The sequence below is a fragment of the SAR202 cluster bacterium genome (assembly GCA_016872355.1).
GTDB lineage: Bacteria > Chloroflexota > Dehalococcoidia > Lucifugimonadales > VGZY01 > VGZY01.
The window spans coordinates 1-16,072 of sequence record VGZY01000011.1 but is presented as its reverse complement, the minus strand read 5'-3'; the positions used below and the strand labels follow the sequence as shown (position 1 = coordinate 16,072).

21 protein-coding genes are annotated in these 16,072 nt (G+C 59.3%); 9 read left to right on the top strand and 12 right to left on the bottom strand.

From position 1 onward, the window contains the following. Positions 1-26 precede the first annotated feature (26 nt). Positions 27-527: a formate dehydrogenase gene (locus FJ319_04220; GenBank protein ID MBM3933496.1), complete on the bottom strand. Its 501-nt coding sequence runs from the start codon at positions 525-527 to the stop codon at positions 27-29. A gap of 927 nt (positions 528-1,454) precedes the next feature. On the opposite strand from FJ319_04220, the gene FJ319_04215 reads away from it, so the two are divergent. Then, entirely contained in the window at positions 1,455-2,885 is a 1,431-nt protein-coding gene (locus tag FJ319_04215) for a hypothetical protein (GenBank protein ID MBM3933495.1), read from the top strand. A 73-nt stretch (positions 2,886-2,958) separates the two neighbouring features. Here the strand turns inward: FJ319_04215 and FJ319_04210 are convergent, their stop codons facing one another. Next, positions 2,959-3,273 (bottom strand): hypothetical protein, encoded by a 315-nt coding sequence (locus FJ319_04210; protein ID MBM3933494.1) that lies wholly within the window; start codon positions 3,271-3,273, stop codon positions 2,959-2,961. 138 nt (positions 3,274-3,411) lie between these two features. Between FJ319_04210 and FJ319_04205 the strand changes: the two genes are divergently transcribed. Both FJ319_04205 and FJ319_04200 read left to right on the top strand, forming a co-directional pair. Beyond that, positions 3,412-3,663, top strand: coding sequence for a hypothetical protein (locus FJ319_04205; protein MBM3933493.1), 252 nt, complete (start codon positions 3,412-3,414; stop codon positions 3,661-3,663). Beyond that, positions 3,644-4,087 carry a type II toxin-antitoxin system VapC family toxin gene (locus FJ319_04200; protein MBM3933492.1) on the top strand — a complete coding sequence of 148 codons (444 nt, stop codon included), beginning with the start codon at positions 3,644-3,646 and terminating at the stop codon, positions 4,085-4,087. Before FJ319_04205 ends, FJ319_04200 begins: the two co-directional genes overlap by 20 nt. Here the strand turns inward: FJ319_04200 and FJ319_04195 are convergent. The 5 genes from FJ319_04195 to FJ319_04175 all read right to left on the bottom strand — a co-directional run bounded on the left by FJ319_04195 (position 4,084) and on the right by FJ319_04175 (position 7,827). Next, complete coding sequence (locus FJ319_04195; GenBank protein MBM3933491.1) at positions 4,084-5,574, bottom strand: NAD(P)/FAD-dependent oxidoreductase; 1,491 nt, start codon at positions 5,572-5,574, stop codon at positions 4,084-4,086. The genes FJ319_04200 and FJ319_04195 overlap by 4 nt on opposite strands. Further along, positions 5,454-6,560: a flippase-like domain-containing protein gene (locus FJ319_04190; GenBank protein MBM3933490.1), complete on the bottom strand. Its 1,107-nt coding sequence runs from the start codon at positions 6,558-6,560 to the stop codon at positions 5,454-5,456. The genes FJ319_04195 and FJ319_04190 overlap by 121 nt, the downstream gene beginning before the upstream one ends. A gap of 187 nt (positions 6,561-6,747) precedes the next feature. Beyond that, complete coding sequence (locus tag FJ319_04185; GenBank protein MBM3933489.1) at positions 6,748-6,996, bottom strand: hypothetical protein; 249 nt, start codon at positions 6,994-6,996, stop codon at positions 6,748-6,750. A 13-nt stretch (positions 6,997-7,009) separates the two neighbouring features. Beyond that, positions 7,010-7,249: a hypothetical protein gene (locus FJ319_04180; protein MBM3933488.1), complete on the bottom strand. Its 240-nt coding sequence runs from the start codon at positions 7,247-7,249 to the stop codon at positions 7,010-7,012. 92 nt (positions 7,250-7,341) lie between these two features. Further along, positions 7,342-7,827 carry a hypothetical protein gene (locus FJ319_04175; protein ID MBM3933487.1) on the bottom strand — a complete coding sequence of 162 codons (486 nt, stop codon included), beginning with the start codon at positions 7,825-7,827 and terminating at the stop codon, positions 7,342-7,344. A 95-nt stretch (positions 7,828-7,922) separates the two neighbouring features. Here FJ319_04175 and FJ319_04170 point away from each other — a divergent pair, with 95 nt between their 5' ends. The 4 genes from FJ319_04170 to FJ319_04155 all read left to right on the top strand — a co-directional run bounded on the left by FJ319_04170 (position 7,923) and on the right by FJ319_04155 (position 9,831). Continuing rightward, on the top strand, positions 7,923-8,189 hold the full coding sequence (locus FJ319_04170; protein ID MBM3933486.1) for a hypothetical protein: 267 nt from the start codon (positions 7,923-7,925) through the stop codon (positions 8,187-8,189). 1 nt (position 8,190) lies between these two features. Continuing rightward, entirely contained in the window at positions 8,191-8,538 is a 348-nt protein-coding gene (locus tag FJ319_04165; protein MBM3933485.1) for a hypothetical protein, read from the top strand. Between the two features lie 97 nt (positions 8,539-8,635). Next, complete coding sequence (locus FJ319_04160) at positions 8,636-9,274, top strand: hypothetical protein (protein MBM3933484.1); 639 nt, start codon at positions 8,636-8,638, stop codon at positions 9,272-9,274. Positions 9,275-9,318: 44 nt separating this feature from the next. Beyond that, positions 9,319-9,831 (top strand): HNH endonuclease, encoded by a 513-nt coding sequence (locus FJ319_04155; GenBank protein ID MBM3933483.1) that lies wholly within the window; start codon positions 9,319-9,321, stop codon positions 9,829-9,831. An 83-nt stretch (positions 9,832-9,914) separates the two neighbouring features. Here FJ319_04155 and FJ319_04150 read toward each other — a convergent pair whose 3' ends face one another. From FJ319_04150 to FJ319_04135, 4 genes are all read right to left on the bottom strand, one after another. Then, on the bottom strand, positions 9,915-10,574 hold the full coding sequence (locus FJ319_04150; GenBank protein ID MBM3933482.1) for a hypothetical protein: 660 nt from the start codon (positions 10,572-10,574) through the stop codon (positions 9,915-9,917). Between the two features lie 100 nt (positions 10,575-10,674). Beyond that, a complete protein-coding gene (locus tag FJ319_04145) occupies positions 10,675-10,971 on the bottom strand; it encodes a hypothetical protein (protein MBM3933481.1) in 297 nt (98 codons plus the stop codon). Between the two features lie 49 nt (positions 10,972-11,020). Further along, on the bottom strand, positions 11,021-12,040 hold the full coding sequence (gene thiL / locus FJ319_04140; protein MBM3933480.1) for a thiamine-phosphate kinase: 1,020 nt from the start codon (positions 12,038-12,040) through the stop codon (positions 11,021-11,023). A gap of 1 nt (position 12,041) precedes the next feature. Beyond that, complete coding sequence (locus FJ319_04135; protein ID MBM3933479.1) at positions 12,042-13,919, bottom strand: PAS domain S-box protein; 1,878 nt, start codon at positions 13,917-13,919, stop codon at positions 12,042-12,044. A gap of 166 nt (positions 13,920-14,085) precedes the next feature. Here FJ319_04135 and FJ319_04130 point away from each other — a divergent pair, with 166 nt between their 5' ends. Both FJ319_04130 and FJ319_04125 read left to right on the top strand, forming a co-directional pair. Beyond that, entirely contained in the window at positions 14,086-14,766 is a 681-nt protein-coding gene (locus tag FJ319_04130) for a hypothetical protein (protein ID MBM3933478.1), read from the top strand. A gap of 60 nt (positions 14,767-14,826) precedes the next feature. Next, the gene (locus FJ319_04125) at positions 14,827-15,222 is read left to right on the top strand and encodes a hypothetical protein (protein MBM3933477.1); all 396 of its coding nucleotides are present in this window, start codon (positions 14,827-14,829) and stop codon (positions 15,220-15,222) included. A gap of 135 nt (positions 15,223-15,357) precedes the next feature. Here the strand turns inward: FJ319_04125 and FJ319_04120 are convergent, their stop codons facing one another. Continuing rightward, positions 15,358-15,630, bottom strand: a complete 273-nt coding sequence (locus tag FJ319_04120) for a hypothetical protein (protein ID MBM3933476.1) — start codon at positions 15,628-15,630, stop codon at positions 15,358-15,360. Positions 15,631-16,072: the final 442 nt, after the last annotated feature.

The following is a 16,072-nucleotide window of genomic DNA, read 5'->3' as shown; positions in this document are numbered from 1 at the left end:
GAGGCTACAGAGGGGGTTCTGGCTGTTTAATGATGTTTAGGGCCGCTCTCGCGGGCCTTGTCTGCGAGCTTGCACGCCCTCTCCGGGGTCACTTTGCCCCAGAGGTGGTGGTCAACGGAAATTACCGGCGCCTGAGAGCAGGCGCCCAGGCAGGTGTTAAACCGCAGCGTCAATTTCTTGTCGGCCGTGTCGCCCTCGTCTTTGAGCCCCAGGTGACCCATGAGCTCCGTCATGACCTTCGTCGCGCCCACCAGGTGACACGTGGGGCCCCAGCACACCTCTACGGTGTGCGCGGAAGGAGGGGTGAACCGGAAGTTCTTGTAGAACGAGGCAACGCCCCAAACGTCGTTCAGCGTGGTGTCGGTGAACTTCGCGACCTCTTCGATCGCAACGTCGGGGATGTAGCCTATCTCATCCTGGACCGCCAGCAGGGAGGAGAGAACTGTTACGGTAGGCCGCTTCTGGTGCGTGATCGCCTTCTGAATGCGTTCCCTGAGGGCTTCGTTGGAGGTATTTGCTACGGTCAAAGGCCTGGCCTCTGTCGCTTGCTAAAATTATCACAATGATAGCACAAGCGAATTGCACCAACAATCGAATGTAATGTTCAACCGTCGTACGAGAATCTTGCAAATTTCGTAAACTAGAAACTAAAATGCTCGCCATATGTTAACTGCATCGTTTTCAATCGGTCTGTATGTGGTCAGCAAGGAGGCGATTCATGGCGCGCGGCGTAACCGTGACCTCAGTGCCGGAGCATGAAGTCGAAGAGGAAAGGCGGAAGCTGCAACGCACTATAGAACACATAGACAGAACTGTGGGGGCAGATATATGCCCGCACCCCCGCTCACGCTGCGTATGTGCAGGGCGCGCGGGGCATACAGTCCCTCAACGACAAGGCCTTGCTTGAGTTGCAGATGGCGCGACCTGCTCCGTTTCATGGACGTGTAGATTTCCGTGAGAATGGGCGCGAAGCGCCGGGGAGGTTCTACATTGGCAAGTTTGGCATTCTTAATGAGGTGCACAGTTGGACGGCGCCGGTTGCGGCTCTATGGCACAAGGAAGGCGCTGAAGGTTATCAAAGTCCCAACGGGTACCATGGCGGGGCCGTTGAACTAAGAAGACAGTTCCAAATCGAACGATCAAAGCTGACCTCGGTGATAGACCTTTCCGGCTGATGCCTCCAACGTTGACGCAGGCGATCGAAAGCAAGACCCCGCCGTCATCTATTGAGGTAGCTCTTAGTGGCATTGGTGGCTCAGAACTAACCGATGTCGTCAGAACGATTCAGCCAGCCCAATACGAGCATATATCAGCGGGAGACACGCCTGTCGTCGTGCTCCAAGGGGCCGCTGGGAGTGGAAAGAGCGTGGTGGGCTTGCATAGGATAGCCTACCTGCTCTCCCCCCCACAGCGAGATTGGCAAGAACGCGCGGCCCGAGGCCCAAAATGTCATTATGTTTGGGCCGACTGTTGCCTTCCTGAAATACGTCACCAATCTGTTGCCCTCTCTGGGCCACAGGAATATTAGGCAGATGACTTTGCGTGATTGGATGGAGAGCAGGCTCTCCGAGAGCACGGTTATTGCACAGACTGACAGACACATTCATGGCTTGGTGACAAGGAACCGAAAACCGACTCAATTGGAGGAAAGGGCCGAACTCTACAAAGGTTCGCGTGCCATGGCCGAGTTGCTCGAGCGCTTCGTTGATGAACGGAAAAGAGACGTCTTGCAGGGTGCCACCAGCATTTTGGCCCCCACCACCGAGTTGAACCGTAAAGTAGTTCTGCCAAAGGCGGATGTTATTCAATTGGCCCGCGAAGCCTTAAATCGGCCGTGGAATAGTGCGCGTCGCGTTTTTGCGAATGATGCAGTCAACGCGCTTCAGAAACGAGCAGGGCTAGGGAGGACCGGAATCGATCTGGCTCCAATAGTTGAAAACGCAATTGCTTCCTTCTGGCCACAACTCAGATTTGCGCAGGAATACCGTCGATTTCTAAAGAATACCGGAAGACTGATTAGTCTTGGCCGGGAAAGCGTGGACAGCGATTTGGCGGCGGCGCTTGCAATGAGTATCGGAAATGACGCGGAACCGTTCAACTCCACAGATCTACCTGCACTACTGTACTTGGATCGGCTCCTGAATCTACACCCCAAGCAGGGGTTCCAACACATAGTTGTGGACGAGGCTCAGGATGTGTCGCCGATGGAGATACTGCTGCTCAAGCAGGATTCCTCCAATGGGTCGTTTACGATCATGGGGGACATCCGGCAATCATTGTTTCCGCATCGTGGCATTAAACAGTGGCGGGAAATAACGACCCTCTTCCAGAGAACGGAGTACGTTCAGTATGAGAGTCCCGTCAGTTACAGAAGCACTGCACAAATAACAAGATTCGCTAATCGCATCCTCAGGCAGCTACCTGGAGGGTCTAGCAATCCGCCGGAGGCCTATCACCGCGAAGGCTTGGCGCCGACGTTTGTGATGGCCCCGAACAATGAGGCCATGATTTCAGCGATAGCCAAACAAGTCCAGTCTCTTCGGCCCGGTCGGGATGTGACGGTTGCAGTCCTTCACAGGTGGGCCCGGGATCGGGGAGTTATCGCAAAAGGGCTGACAGCTTGTGGGGTAGAGGATGTGACCACCCTTGAATCCGGCGAACCTATGCGTTCTAAGGTCGTCGTAGGGCCTGTCATCGTGGCAAAGGGTCTGGAATTTGATGCGGTCATTCTTGCAGGAGTGAATGACAGTAATTACTTGGACGAAGAATTTGACACACGCCTGCTCTATCTCGGGTGCACCCGGGCCCGTCACGAGTTGCACTTCCATTGGAGCGGCCGGTTGGCCCAATCCCTGATCGTGGCAAAAGGACAACGCAGTGTTTAGGTGCTGCGCATTCCGCCTCAGGCAGCCCCACCAGTAAGGGCCGTCTTAGATTCATCCGAGCTAACCCACGGACCTACCCCAGGACGTTGTAGTTTCCTAGCCCGCCCGCGGCCTCGGACATATCGAATACCGGCTGGATTGTAGTGCTCTGCCATTCGTGGAAGCGCAGGTCGAAGAGTAGTTGTTCCACGACGTGAGCGTTGGGGCCGTCGATGACCACGTAAAGGGAGTGGTTGGCGCGGCTGGACCAGGCGCCTACGATCTTGCAGCCCTTGGCCCTGGCACTCTCGTCGACGCGCTTGGCGCTTTCAATGGCGAGTATGCGTATCTTCTCTGAAGCGTACGAGCATGTCTCCGGCCCGTGCGTGGCGATGACCATGTGAAGCATAGGAGCAATCTCCCCATTAGTGTGGGGACTATTATGCCGATTAGGAACGACAATTAGAATGGGTGGTGCTGCTGGGTGGTGTACGGACGTTGGTGTACGGCATAGTTTTGCCGTACAATGTTGTGAGGAGGCCCTCTCATGGCTACTGAACGACTTGAAGTCAGGCTTGACGTCGAGCATCGTCGGCGACTCAAGGTCCTGGCCGAAGAACACGGCACACCGGCATCAGACCTCGTACGGCAGTTAATAGACCGGGCTTATGAGGACTCTCTCAAAGCTCGCAGGCTGCGAGCGGCGTTTGAGTTGGGTGAGATGAATCTCGAAGACTTGCCGGACCCGGAAACCCTCAGCAAGGAGCTCGCCGCTGCTCATGACCCTGGTCTTCCTTGATACCAACATACCTCTATACGCGGCCGGCGGCGAACACCCTTTGAAAGAGCCGTGCAGGCTGATTCTACTTCTCGCCGCCGAGCACCCGGCGTCCTTCGTAACGGACGTAGAGGTCTTTCAAGAGATCATGCACAGAGCTATGTCCTTGCGCAGGTGGGCTCAAGGCCGCCAGGTAATGGCCGCGTTTGCAGACCTGATGGAGGGGCGGGTGGAGCCGGTACATTACCGGGACGTGCAATTGGCCGCCGAATTGGCAGACACGTTGCCGGATGTTCAGTCGCGCGACCTGCTGCACGCGGCGGTAATTAAGCGCTTGGGCGCCAGGAGGATAGTCTCTGCGGACACCGGCTTCGACAGGATTCCCGGTCTGGAGCGGCTGGAGCCGTCGAGATTCAACGAATGGCGGCGTATTATCGAGACTTAGGCCGACTGCTTTTCCGCGCCGACCTGCACTTTGCCACCATCTGCGACTGTGCCGTCCTCCATAACCATCTTCGCCACTTTGTTTCCCATGCGTACGCTGTAGTTGGTGCCCCGGTCCTCCGGGTATACCTGCGTCGTGTTGGCAAGGTACAGACCTGCTATGGGCGTGCGGTTGTCCGGCAGGCGCTGCGAGTAGTTTACGCCGATGATGGGCTGCGCGGCGTTAACCGCCTGGTGGTAGCTGGTCTCTATCCACGATGCGTTGAAGCCGGGGTTGATCTTCTTGAGATGAGGCAAGTAGAAGGTAAGCAGCTCCTCGTGCGTCATTTTGTAAACCGGGTGCTCGCGGGTGACGTAGTTGGTCAGGTACACGATGTGCTTGCCGCTGTAGTGCTTGGGATTGATCATGTTCGTCTGCTCAATGACGCCCACGAATGGGATTGACCGGTCTGAAACGTTCAGCCAGTACACCTTCGAGAGCGGGCGGTCGAGGACCATGATGAGAAGCACGGCGGCCAGGTATTTGACGCTGTCCAGCTTTGCGCGGTAGTCCTCGGGAAGCTCCGGCGCCAGCTTCTGGAATATGTAGTTCTGAGTCGTCGAGACTACGGCATCGGACTTCTCCGTGAAGCTGTCGCCGCGCCCTTCAGGGGAGATTTCAAGGCCCGTAGCGCGCCCGTTCTCAACTATGACGCGGTTTACAGCGTGGTTGATGTGTATCTCGCCGCCGAGCGTTTTGATCTTGTCGGCTAGCACGTCGAATATCTCGCCGAAGCTGCCGATGGGGTATCCCAGCATCTCCTTGGACATGCCTTTGCCGCGCGATGCGAAACGCGTGTTGATCTTACCCCATATCCACGCCATGCCGATCTGGTTGTAGAAGTCCTCGCCAAACTTGCCGCGGAGCATAGGACCCCAGAATACGTCGTAAATATTCTTCCCCGCGTTCTTGCGGAGCCACTCGTCCGCGGTAACGCCCTCCAGCTTGCGCCAGTCCTTCTGCCGGCGCAGCTTGAGGGTGACGAGTCCCAGCTTGATGCGGTTCTGGAGCTTGAGCGGCTTGAACTTCAGAAGGTCTATCGGCGTGACGAAGTTGTAGATCTTCCCGTCATACAGAGTGCCCACCTTAGAGGGGAACCACTTCATCTGATGGCCGATGCCGATCTCTCCCATGAGGTCGATGATATCGGTGTCATTCGTGAAGAGGTGGTGGTACCCGCGCTCCAGGCGCGCGCCTGCAACGTCGAAAGTCGAGGCCTGCCCGCCGATGAATGGGGCGCGCTCGTATACCACAACGTCGTGGCCCTGCTGCGCCAGCCGGTACGCCACCGTCAGGCCCGTCGCCCCGGCGCCGATGATGCCGACTCTCATCTTGCCTCTTCTCCTTCCGTAACCGCCTGCTTGCCGACCCTGGTGAGATTTCTGAGGGAAACGTGCTGCGCCCAGAGGAAGACCTGGCCCAGGCCGATCATGGGGATGAGCAGGCATGCGTGAACAACCGCAATGTAGGCGCCGGCCACTTCCTTGTCCACCGCTGCCAGAGGCAGCCAGACGAGGGTGTACGTGCCGATGATCTCGAACAGGCCCACGCCGCCGGGCGCGGCGGGTATTGAGCTGCCGATGTTGGCGATGGCGGTAACGAGCACCATCGCGACGATCATTTCGAGCTGGCTGTCGTACAGGTGGTGCAGGCCGAAAGAGAAGCCGATCATGTAGAACAGCCCGGCCTCGAATATCCAGATCGGGAGCGACATCAGGAAGAGGACCAGGATGTCGGTCGGCTTCCGCAGGGACTCAACCCCCTGGAGAAACATGTCCACGATGTGCATCGCCGTCTCTTCGAAACGCGCGGGCAGAGGGCGAATAAGGAGACGCGCCAGCGACCGGGCGCTGCCCGGCGCAAAGGCGATCAGCATCAGGCCGCCGAAGCCTATTACGAAGGGGAGGCTGCCGGCCGCGATCAGGAGCGGCCAGGGGATGCTCAGCTCGGCGGCTAGCACCTCAATCACGGTGTCCAGCGACACGAATATGGCGATGGTGCAAATGAAGAGCAGCAGGGTGAGAGCGTCCAGCAGGCGCTCTATGAAGATAGTCACAAGAGCAGAAGTACGACTGACCTGCTCGCGCTCTCCAACGTAGTACGATCTCACCAGCTCGCCTAGGCGCATCGGGAGCAGGTTGTTGGCCATGTACCCGACGACGACGACGGGGAAGAGGCGGGCCACCGGTATGGGCTTGATGTGGCGCAGGAGCCACTGCCAGCGAAGCGTTCGGAAACCTACCGCGACAAGGTAGAGGGCTATGCCGGGGATGACATACCAGTAGTTAGCGTCCGCGAGGGCGTTAAGTAGGTGTTCAAGGTCAAGGGTAAAGAGGAATAGGGCCAGGAAGAGGGCGCTAAGCCCGAACCCGACCCATAATTTCTTGCCGCCGTTCAATTCGCTTCCTCGGGGTCGCCGTTGTTTGTGCCCTATTTACAACGTGTAAACGAGCCATAGGAATACCTTAGCACGGCACACGATGAAACGGTATCGCGAAAATACGCGGGGATGGCGCACTTACAGAGGAGGAGGATAGTCAGGCTGGACTAATCGCTTCCTGGTAAAAACAAAGGCGTCCCGGACAATGGGACGCCTTTAGTAAGGGCTTTTGACCGGCCGATCAGGGTACTGGAGCGTTGAACCGGTCGACGATGGCCTTGGCCTCGGGGTCGCCGGCGGCGGCCAGCTTTTCTACGTACTCGAACATGACTGAGGCATTCGCTGCGAGCCTGGCGTTTGCCAGTTGCTCGGGATCGTCCGGCAGTCCGCCGAACATGGTGGCCAGGTTTCCGGCGTTGGCCGCAGTTACCCGTATTGGGTTCTTGCCCTCAAGCTTCCAGGGACCGGGGGTTACGTGAGACTTGCTCAAAGGATTGGCTCCGTTATTTCTTGATGCTGTCTATGATGGCCTTGGCCTGCTTATCGCCGCCGGCGGCCTTCCTGGAGAGGAGGTCGTACATGGACCAGGAGAGCGAGACTAGCCGACCGTTGTACCGCTGGGTATCTATGCCGAGCTTGCCGCCGAATATGGTGGCTATCGTCTCGTTCTTGGGGCCGGTGATCCTGTGCGGGCTCTTCTCGTTGATCGCCCACGGGCCCGGCGTGGAATTGGGTAGGGACATCGAATCGTATCCTCCGGATGTTTGGTGACTGCCCACAAAAAATCGCCTTGCGAAGTATACCACCCCGCATTGCGGTATGAAAGTTTTCGTAATCAGATCTGGGCCAGGCGCTTCCCGTCCATCTCAAGAGACAGCCTCATGCTGGCGAACCACGGGGTGCGCAGCACCATAGAGAACTTGTGTTGCGCCAGGTCCGGTATGGGCAGCTGAATCCGCTCCCCGCCGTCGAAGGCTACCTTCAGGCTCCTGCCCTTCCGTATAGGCAGGCCATTGTAGGTGACGTCGTAGTCCCCGGCTGCCGGGTGCACCGTCACCTGGAGCATATGGCGCTCTTCGCCCTGCAACGTCACGTCCCATTTCTGCCAGGGCTTAACGATGAGCTTGAGGATTAACCATCCTGCCACCACATAGGAAACGGCCATCAGCGCGGCCGCAATAAGGGCGTCCCAGAGGGGACCCTGCGTGGCGGTGAGATACGTGAGCTGCACGGCCATAATCGCAATGACCCACCACCCCGAGAGGTAGAACCAGATGGACCAGATTCTGCGGCCGCGCTTTGTGTAATTCTCTATCCGCACACTCGCCTCGCGGGGTCGGAGTAAGTTACATTTGGTCTGTATTATGGCACAATCCAGTGAAGAATCTAGCCATCCTGTTTACCGGAGGTCCGCCAATGTCCAATATCGTCAAGACCGGCCGCATCAAATGGACCGGCGAGCACTGGATCGCATACATCCGGCGGCCAGGGGAAGAGACTAACAGCGGCATGGTGAGCCTCTACCACACAGCGTACAGCGAGGTAGGAAACGGCGATGTGGCATGGGTGTACATCCCGGGGAAGAACGGCTTCAAAGCTATATGCACGGATAACCACGTTGTAGCCAGGTTCGCGCTTGAAGAGCTCGTCAAAGGGGCAAACCACCCCCCCGTACGGACATGACTTGCCGGTTGTGGACGCCGTCTTCCTTCGGACCGGCGACGTTCGCTCTGCGCCGTCGTGGAGAATCCGCACGTCGGGCCATCGGATAGTTGCGACATGGACGAAGATGCTGCCTCCAGTGATCATGAGCGGATACTGGCCGAAGGATGAAGTCCCGCGCGACGTCTTTTCCCTCCTGTATTTCACAGAGGGTGCGTTTATTGCCATTGACGGCAGGTCCATAGAGGGCGAGCCCTACCAGCGGGATATCTGGCGGCAGAGCATTGGGGGAGACCGGAGCTCCAGCGTTTTCGCCCTGGCGGAGACGTTTGTAGACTTGGTTGAGGCGCCGGAGCGATTATTAACATAAAGAACTTTCGTTAGGAAATAGCCCTATGGTAGACTTGACCCAGATTCGCCGCGTAAAGGCGCGCTGAGCTCACCCTCGCCGACTTCAAGGAGGAAGAGTGAACTGGCTTGATATCGTTCTCCTGGCGGTACTGGCTGTGGCCGCGTTCGTGGGCTTCCGGTTCGGTCTGATTGGGGCCGCAATAATGGCGCTCGGAGTCCTTATCGGGTGGTTGATCGCCGGGCAGTTTGCGGACGACCTTGGCGCGGCGCTCTCGTCAAATATCAAGAATGATACGCTTGTGACAACGATCGCTTATTCGGTCATCATGATCGCCGTGGTCGTGGCGGTGGGGCTGGTGGCCAGGGTCGTCAGGCTATTGCTGAAGGTCTTCACCCTGGGGATGTCCGTGGTCGTTGACCGCGCGGGCGGGGCTGTGCTCGGCCTGGTCATCGGCGGCGCCATCGGCGGCGCGCTGATCATCGGGCTCGCGCGGCTCACCTACGACTTCGAGACTTACGACGTGCTTGCGGCCATCCCGGAGGAGATCCGCGGCAACGCCCAGGTGTCGCAGATCGAAGGCCAGGTGGCCCGCATAGAAAGCGCGCGGTCGGGACTTGAGGGCACGCTGACCGGATCGCAGGTGGTTTCAATGTTTATCGACATAGCGTTCGCGTTGCCGGCGAACACCCTGGGCTTTGTGCCTTCGGATTTCAAAGCATCACTCGAAATACTGGAAACTAATATAGACAAATAAGCCGCAGACGGGCCGGCGAACGGCCTGAGTCCACAACAGAGGATATGCTAACCGACGCCCCAGTACTGGTACTGAACCAGAATTACCAGCCTCTCAACGTATGCAATGCGAGGCGCGCAATTGTGCTGCTCGATGCAGGCAAAGCGGAGTTGATGTCGAATGGTCGGGGGCATATTAATACTATCAGCCAGGCCTACACGGTACCCTCCGTTATACGGCTGATGTACATGGTCAAAAAGCCCATGATGGAGAGGAAGCTCTCGCGCCGGGCAGTCTTTTACCGCGACAACTTCACCTGCCAGTACTGTGGCAAGCAGAGCAAGAACCTGACCCTCGACCATATTGTGCCGAGGTCCCGCAGGGGGCCGCACGTATGGGAGAACGTCGTCAGTGCATGCATACCTTGCAACCACCGCAAAGCCAGTAGCACCCCCGCCGAAGCCAACATGAAGCTCCTCAGGGAACCCGGCCCACCCCGCCCAGACCTATATTCCATGTTCCACCACAGGAATATCCTCGAAGAGTGGCGGGAGTTCATGCCCTGGGTGCGTCAGTAAACAACGACGACCATTGGAAGACGCCAGTGGGCGGTCGGCATGCCGACCGCCCACTACTTTTGTGCCGTCAATCGCCCCGCAATCTACTTCTTCTTTGCCTTCACCTTGTCCAGCATGGACGGGACGAGCGGGAAGAGCCAGCCGCGGTTCATGATGATGTCCCGGGCCAGGGCCTGCGGAATGGCCACAATAATCTCCGGCTCCGCGGAAAACTTGCCGTCGAAGCCGCCCATGGCGCTGCGGGCGTGCACGCCCGCGTAGCCGCCGGAGTCCGTGCCGTTCGTGGAGAAATCGCCCATTGTGCCGCCGAAGACCGAGTGCCAGCGGAACGAGAAGCCGTTGGAGACCTTGGGGGCGTTGCCGAACGCGCCGCCGCCGGGGGAGACGATCATGCTCAGCGCCTTCACCGTGTACAGCACGTCGTTCAGGTCGCCCTCGCCGCCGGCCGCCAGCGTCCAGTGCAGCCTCTTGATGAGCTTGTCCGCCACATCCCGCGAACCCTCCTGGCCGTGCTTGATGCGGTCCTCATCGTCGTTCATCGGGTATTTGCCGCCGGAGGAGCCGGACAGGTACACGAGGCCGGAGTCGTGCACGACGGCCTGCGCAATGCCTGAGCCGGCGATGGAGGTTACGTTCTCCTCGAACGTGCCCAGGTCCAGGCCGATCTTCTTGATGCGGTCATACACGTTGAAGTTGCGTCGCAGCTCCTTGGGAATGGGGGCTTCGTCGTAGTACTTGCTCACGGCAAACCTCGGTGGAATCGAATTGTGGGGCTGGGCAGTGCGCCAGCCCGGAGTGCATCTTACCAGAACGCCCCCGTTTGCCCAAGGGCGGGCGCCGGGCCTACCGCAAGTACACCACTGTCCCGGCATGCGGGAAGTCGATGGCCAGGCTGCCCTTGCGGTCGCGCTGGACGGTCGTCTCGTACGGCACGTGGGCGGGGTCTTCCTTCGGGAGGACGTGAGGGCAGGACAGGCGGCGCTCCTCGTGCGGGCACAGGTGCAGGCGCTGCCGATAGTCCCAGAACCCCACCAGCTTCATAGGGAAATAGAGCGTTTCAGCGGCGGCGCGCAGGTCGGCGATTATCTCGCTGGCGCGAATCTCCCCATCAGTACGTATCTCTATGGTTACGCGGTCCAAGTTGCTTCTCCGCCGGGGTGGTTTGGGGGACGGGTCTGACGGGTCGGTTTTATCTCTTGTCGAAGTGGTCCCAGCCACCTCGGCGGGGCGAAATGTCCTGCCCGTCAGGGCCGAGTACTTTCACGCCCTGCTCCCGGGAGACAATCTCCCCGATCACGTGCAACGGCACTTTGCCGGCCCTGATCACGGACTCAATAATCCTGGCTGGGGCGGCAACAAGCAGCTCGTAGTCCTCTCCTCCGGAGAGGGCGAGGGACAGGCAGTGGTCCGGGAAGGCTGAGCGGAGGGTGTCGTCGATGGGGATGCTCGATGCCTGGACGCGGGCCCCGACGCCGCTCGTGCGGCACAGTTTTCCCAGGTCGTCGAAAAGGCCGTCGCTGATGTCCATGCCCGCGAGTACGCCATGCCTGGCGAGCGCCGCGCCCTCCCGCACGCGTGGCGTCGGCCGGTAGTGCGCGGCGCGGAGGTGCGCCGATGTCGCGGGGTCGAGCGAAAGGCCTTCCAGCACAACCCGCAGGCCGCCGCCCGAGCACCCAAGTGGGCCGGTCACGGCGATGAGATCGCCCGGGCGGGCTGCGTCCCGCCTGAGCAGCAGCGGCGCGCCTGCGGGTGATAGCTGCGCCGCACCGGTGAGGGAGACGGTGATGAAGAAGACCGGCGAAGAGACGATATCCCCGCCAACGATGGCGCCGCCGTGCGCGTCGAGCGCGTCCAGCATCCCCTCGTACATCGCGGCGATTCCGTCTACGGGCAGGTCCCCGCGCAGTCCAAGCGTTATCAGGGCGTAGAGGGGAGCGCCGCCCATGGCCGCGATGTCGCTCAGGTTGGAGGCCATCGACTTCCACCCGAGGTCGCGCCACTCCACCTCGCCCTCGAGAAAATGGACGCCGTCCACCATCGTGTCGGTGGTCGCGATTGTCGCCCCGGCGGGGCCGGACCACACGGCGGCATCGTCGCCGATACCCACCTCGAGACGGTGCCCGGAAGCCGGCGTCTTTGCCTGTCTTGCGGCGATGACCTTCGCGAGCCTATCTATAAGCGCGAACTCGCCGGTATCCCTGACCAGCATGTCAGCCCTTCGACAGCGGGCGTGGTACGCGGCCCTTCATCTGGAGCTGCTCATCAACCGGGACGGTGAACATGAACGCCGCGCCTTTGCCCATCTCGGACTCTAACCATATGCGGCCGCCCATGCGCTCCACGATCTGTTTGCAGATGGCAAGGCCAATGCCCATGCCGGGGTACTCGGTCTTCCCGTGCAGGCGCTGGAAGATCTGGAAGATGCGGTTGTGGTACTCTGGAGCGATGCCGATGCCGTTATCTTTAACGATGGAGGTCCATTCGTTCAGGCTCTTGCGGACGGATATGTGGATACGAGGCTTCTCCTGGCCCCTGAACTTGATGGCGTTGCTGAACAGGTTCTGGAAGAGCTGGACTAGCTGCGTGGGGTTGCCGTTGATAACGGGCAACGGGTCGAAGGTGATCTGAGCGGCCGACTCTTCGATGGCCATTTGCAGGTTGGCCATGGCCTGCTCCACAGCGGTCTGGCAGGGCGTGGCCTTCAGCGACCGGTCCTGGGAGATGACGCGCGAGTACAGGAGCAGGTCGTTGATCAGGTTCCGCATATGGTCGACGCCTCCGACGGCGAACTGGATGAACTCATCCGCGTCACTGTCCAGGCGGCCCTTGTAGCGCTCGGCCAGGAGCTTGGTATACACCGTGACTATGCGTAGCGGTTCCTGAAGGTCGTGTGATGCCACGTAAGCGAACTGCTCAAGTTGCTCGTTGGAACGGCGCAGTGCCTCCGCCTGCCTGGCCAGTTCCTCCTGCTCCTTGCGGCGCTCGGTGATATCGCGAACGACGCCGATGAACATATGCTCGTTCCCGACGTAGATCTCGCCGACCGCGAGCTCCAGCGGGAACGTGCTGCCGTTCTTCCTGCGGCCAATCACCTCGCGCCCTATGCCGATCATCTTGCGCTCGCCGGTCTTGAGGTAGTTGGCTATGTAGGCGTCGTAATTGCTGTGGTACGGCTCGGGCATCAGCATCTTGAGGTTCTGGCCCACGACTTCCGCAGCCTCGTAACCGAAGATCTCTTCGGCGGCCAGGTTGAACGAGTTCATAATGCCTGAGCTATCGATGATGATGACGCCGTCCGCCATGTTGTCCATGGCGGCGCGCAGGCGGGCCTCGCTGTACCTGAGGGTCTCTTGCGCCAGTCGCTGGTCCGTGATGTCGCGGATGATGCCCAGCACTCCGCGTATGCCGCCTTCCGGCTCAACGAGCGAGACGGCAGTAAAGGAGACGGGGATGCGCTTGCCGGCCTTGGTGACGAACTCCAGCTCGTAGCTGGCTACGTCGGTGCCGCTGGCGGCCTGCTGGATGAAGAGAGCGGCGCGCTCGGACTCCGCGAAGAGGTCCTGGAGTCGGCGGGACATTAGCTCCGCAATAGAGTACCCGGAGATCCGCTCCGCTGCCTTGTTCGTCTCGGTGATTCTCCCGCCCACGTCCACAGTCACCAGGAGGTCGGGGAGAAGGTCTGTCAGTCGCTTGCGGTAGGCGTTGGACTGTTCGAGTTCTTCGGTCGTCGTCTTCAGCTCGGCGGTCGTGCTCTGCAGCTCCTCGTTGATGGCGAGCAGCTCTTCGTTGGTCCGCTGCATCTCCTGCTCGCGCACGCGGACTTCACGCAGAAGGCCTTCAACCCGGCTCAGGTAGTCGAAGAACTGGTTTTCGCGGTTGAACCTCTGGAACTCGGCGACGCGCTGGCCGTCGGCAACGAGCTTCTCCAACGGGTCCCAGTCGATTCGGTTGATCTCGCGGATGCCCTTGATAAGGTGGCCGCGGCGGATGTTTCGGGCGGTCTTCATTGGGACGCGCCTGGACGCTGCGTCCGCGGACGTGGTGGGGCGCGTTCTTAAGTCGCGTGATGTCCTTACCCGTGTCGGCATAACACCCCTCCATCACAACTAGCTCGGATTGTACCATAGCCCCGGGAGGGCCAGAAGTTCGCCATGCGCTCGGACTAGTCGGGTGTTGAAAAACACCCTGCTTTCCTGGCTGAAAAATACCTTAGGAACAGATAGACTGCAAGCAGCCTGATCTTCGGAGAGCGAGATGCGCGAAGAAGCTGCCCGGCAAGCGATGATGCTGACTGCAGTCACCCCTGACGCCATTGTCCCGAAGGACCATCCCATCCGGAAGATCAAGCCTCTTGCAGATGCCGCCCTTGCAAGACTGTCTTCCACCTTCAACGAGATGTACGCTGCCGGAGGCCGGCCTTCCATTCCTCCTGAGCACCTGCTCAAGGCAAGCCTGCTCTCGGCTGCTATGGTCGTTCTTTTCGAATCCCTGCGGAAGCGCGCGCTCGTGCTGGTTATGGCCGGCGCCAACATCGGGCTTCTGTTCGTGTTCGATACGCTCTTCTTCGCCGGCCATTCTTTTTCCTTGGATCTCGGCGTGGCCGGTACGGCTTGGTCCAGCCTCATATCTAGCGCTCTGCTATTCCTGATTGGAGTGGTGTTACTGTCATTCAACTTGAAGATCCCGCTTGCGCAGGCGTTTTCAAGACCCACGTTCAACGGTATGAGGGAATTCGTACGGGTTGGGGCCGGCAGCGGGTTGGACAGCCTAGTGCGTAATGTCTTCTATTTCTTCATGGTCATCATGCTTATCAACACGATCGGCGCAACGGAGATCGGGGGGTACTACCTGGCGATGCATATCCTATGGAGCTTCATGCTTGTGCCTATTCTGGTGTTTGCCGATTCTGCCAAGGCCCTGGTAGCCAACTCCTAGGGAGACATAAATCACGTTCGCCGATTGTGGCACACGGCAATTCTGACCGTCGCTATATTTATGGTGGTGTGGATTGCACTCGTACCGGCCTATGCGCCATTCGCACACTTTCTCAATGACGATTCAGATACGGTTAGATTCGCCGTAACCGCGTTCGGCATGCTTTTCGTTCCTTACGTTCTGTTCTGCTTCAACATGGTTACCGATGCGTTCTTCTACGGTATGGGGAAGACAATGTACCTCGCCTATCAGTCCATCATCGTAAACGGCACCGTTTATGTGGCCGCGTTTCTGGCCTACATCACGGGCATTTGGACTGTTACCTTCGAGGGCATCATGGTCCTTTTCGCTCTAGGCATCGTCTTCGACACCATGCTGACCTCGGTGTTTTTAGTGAAGGTATTGTATCTGGACGAAGCTCGGGTGCGGCAATCGGTGGGGGCAGCTCCGATCTAGTAAGACGTTCGACTTCTCAGGTCCCACCTGCCCGCGTCCGCGAAGGCGGACGCCCGGCGCCCCGCCACACAGTGTGGAATTCATTCCCTCGACTCCCTCGACTCCCTTGCGGTACGCCGCCTGCATTCTAGCAGGTTAAGGCACTGCCCACCGGACATACGTCACCAGCAGCGCCAATGCGAGGCAGACCGCCGCGCCCGCGAGGGTGAGGTATCCGGGAGTGCGCATGTCTGCCTGCAAGAGGCCGATACCTATCGCGCCCAGGACGAGCGTCGCGCCCCATAGTATGGCGAAGTTGCCGCCCGCGGGGTCCCCGCCGAAGGCGTAGACGCCCATGCCGAAGAACGTCAGGGCCACGCCGCCCATGATTATGAACGCAATGACGGGCAGGGGAAGCTTCCGCAGCATTTCGCACCTCCTCTGTAGTTATGTCAATGCTCAGTGACTTTGTCAGTCTTACTGCTCAGTGATTTTGTCAGTACCACTGGTTTTGGTTGAATCAGTCTCGATCTCCAAGGGTGATCTTGAGCCGGCTTTCGATCCTTGGGCGAGGAGAGGGGCGTGCTGGAGACGGACCCGTCTCCAGCACGCCCCTCTCCTCGCTTGCCCGCCTGAGCTTTTCTTCGCCTTGCTCGCAGGACTGCGGGCCTCAGGGGAGCAACCGTGCTGGCCAGCTCACGCCCCTTGTGCATGACCACGATGCGCCCGTCCAGCCGCTCCTGTACCTCTACGGTCGCCCTGGCGTATGTGCTCCGCTCGCTGTCAGGCTCGATCTGCAGGTCCTCTCCACCAAAGCTCACCGTGTTATCCGCGGCCACTGTCCGCTGGTATCGGAAGCACAGCACACTGT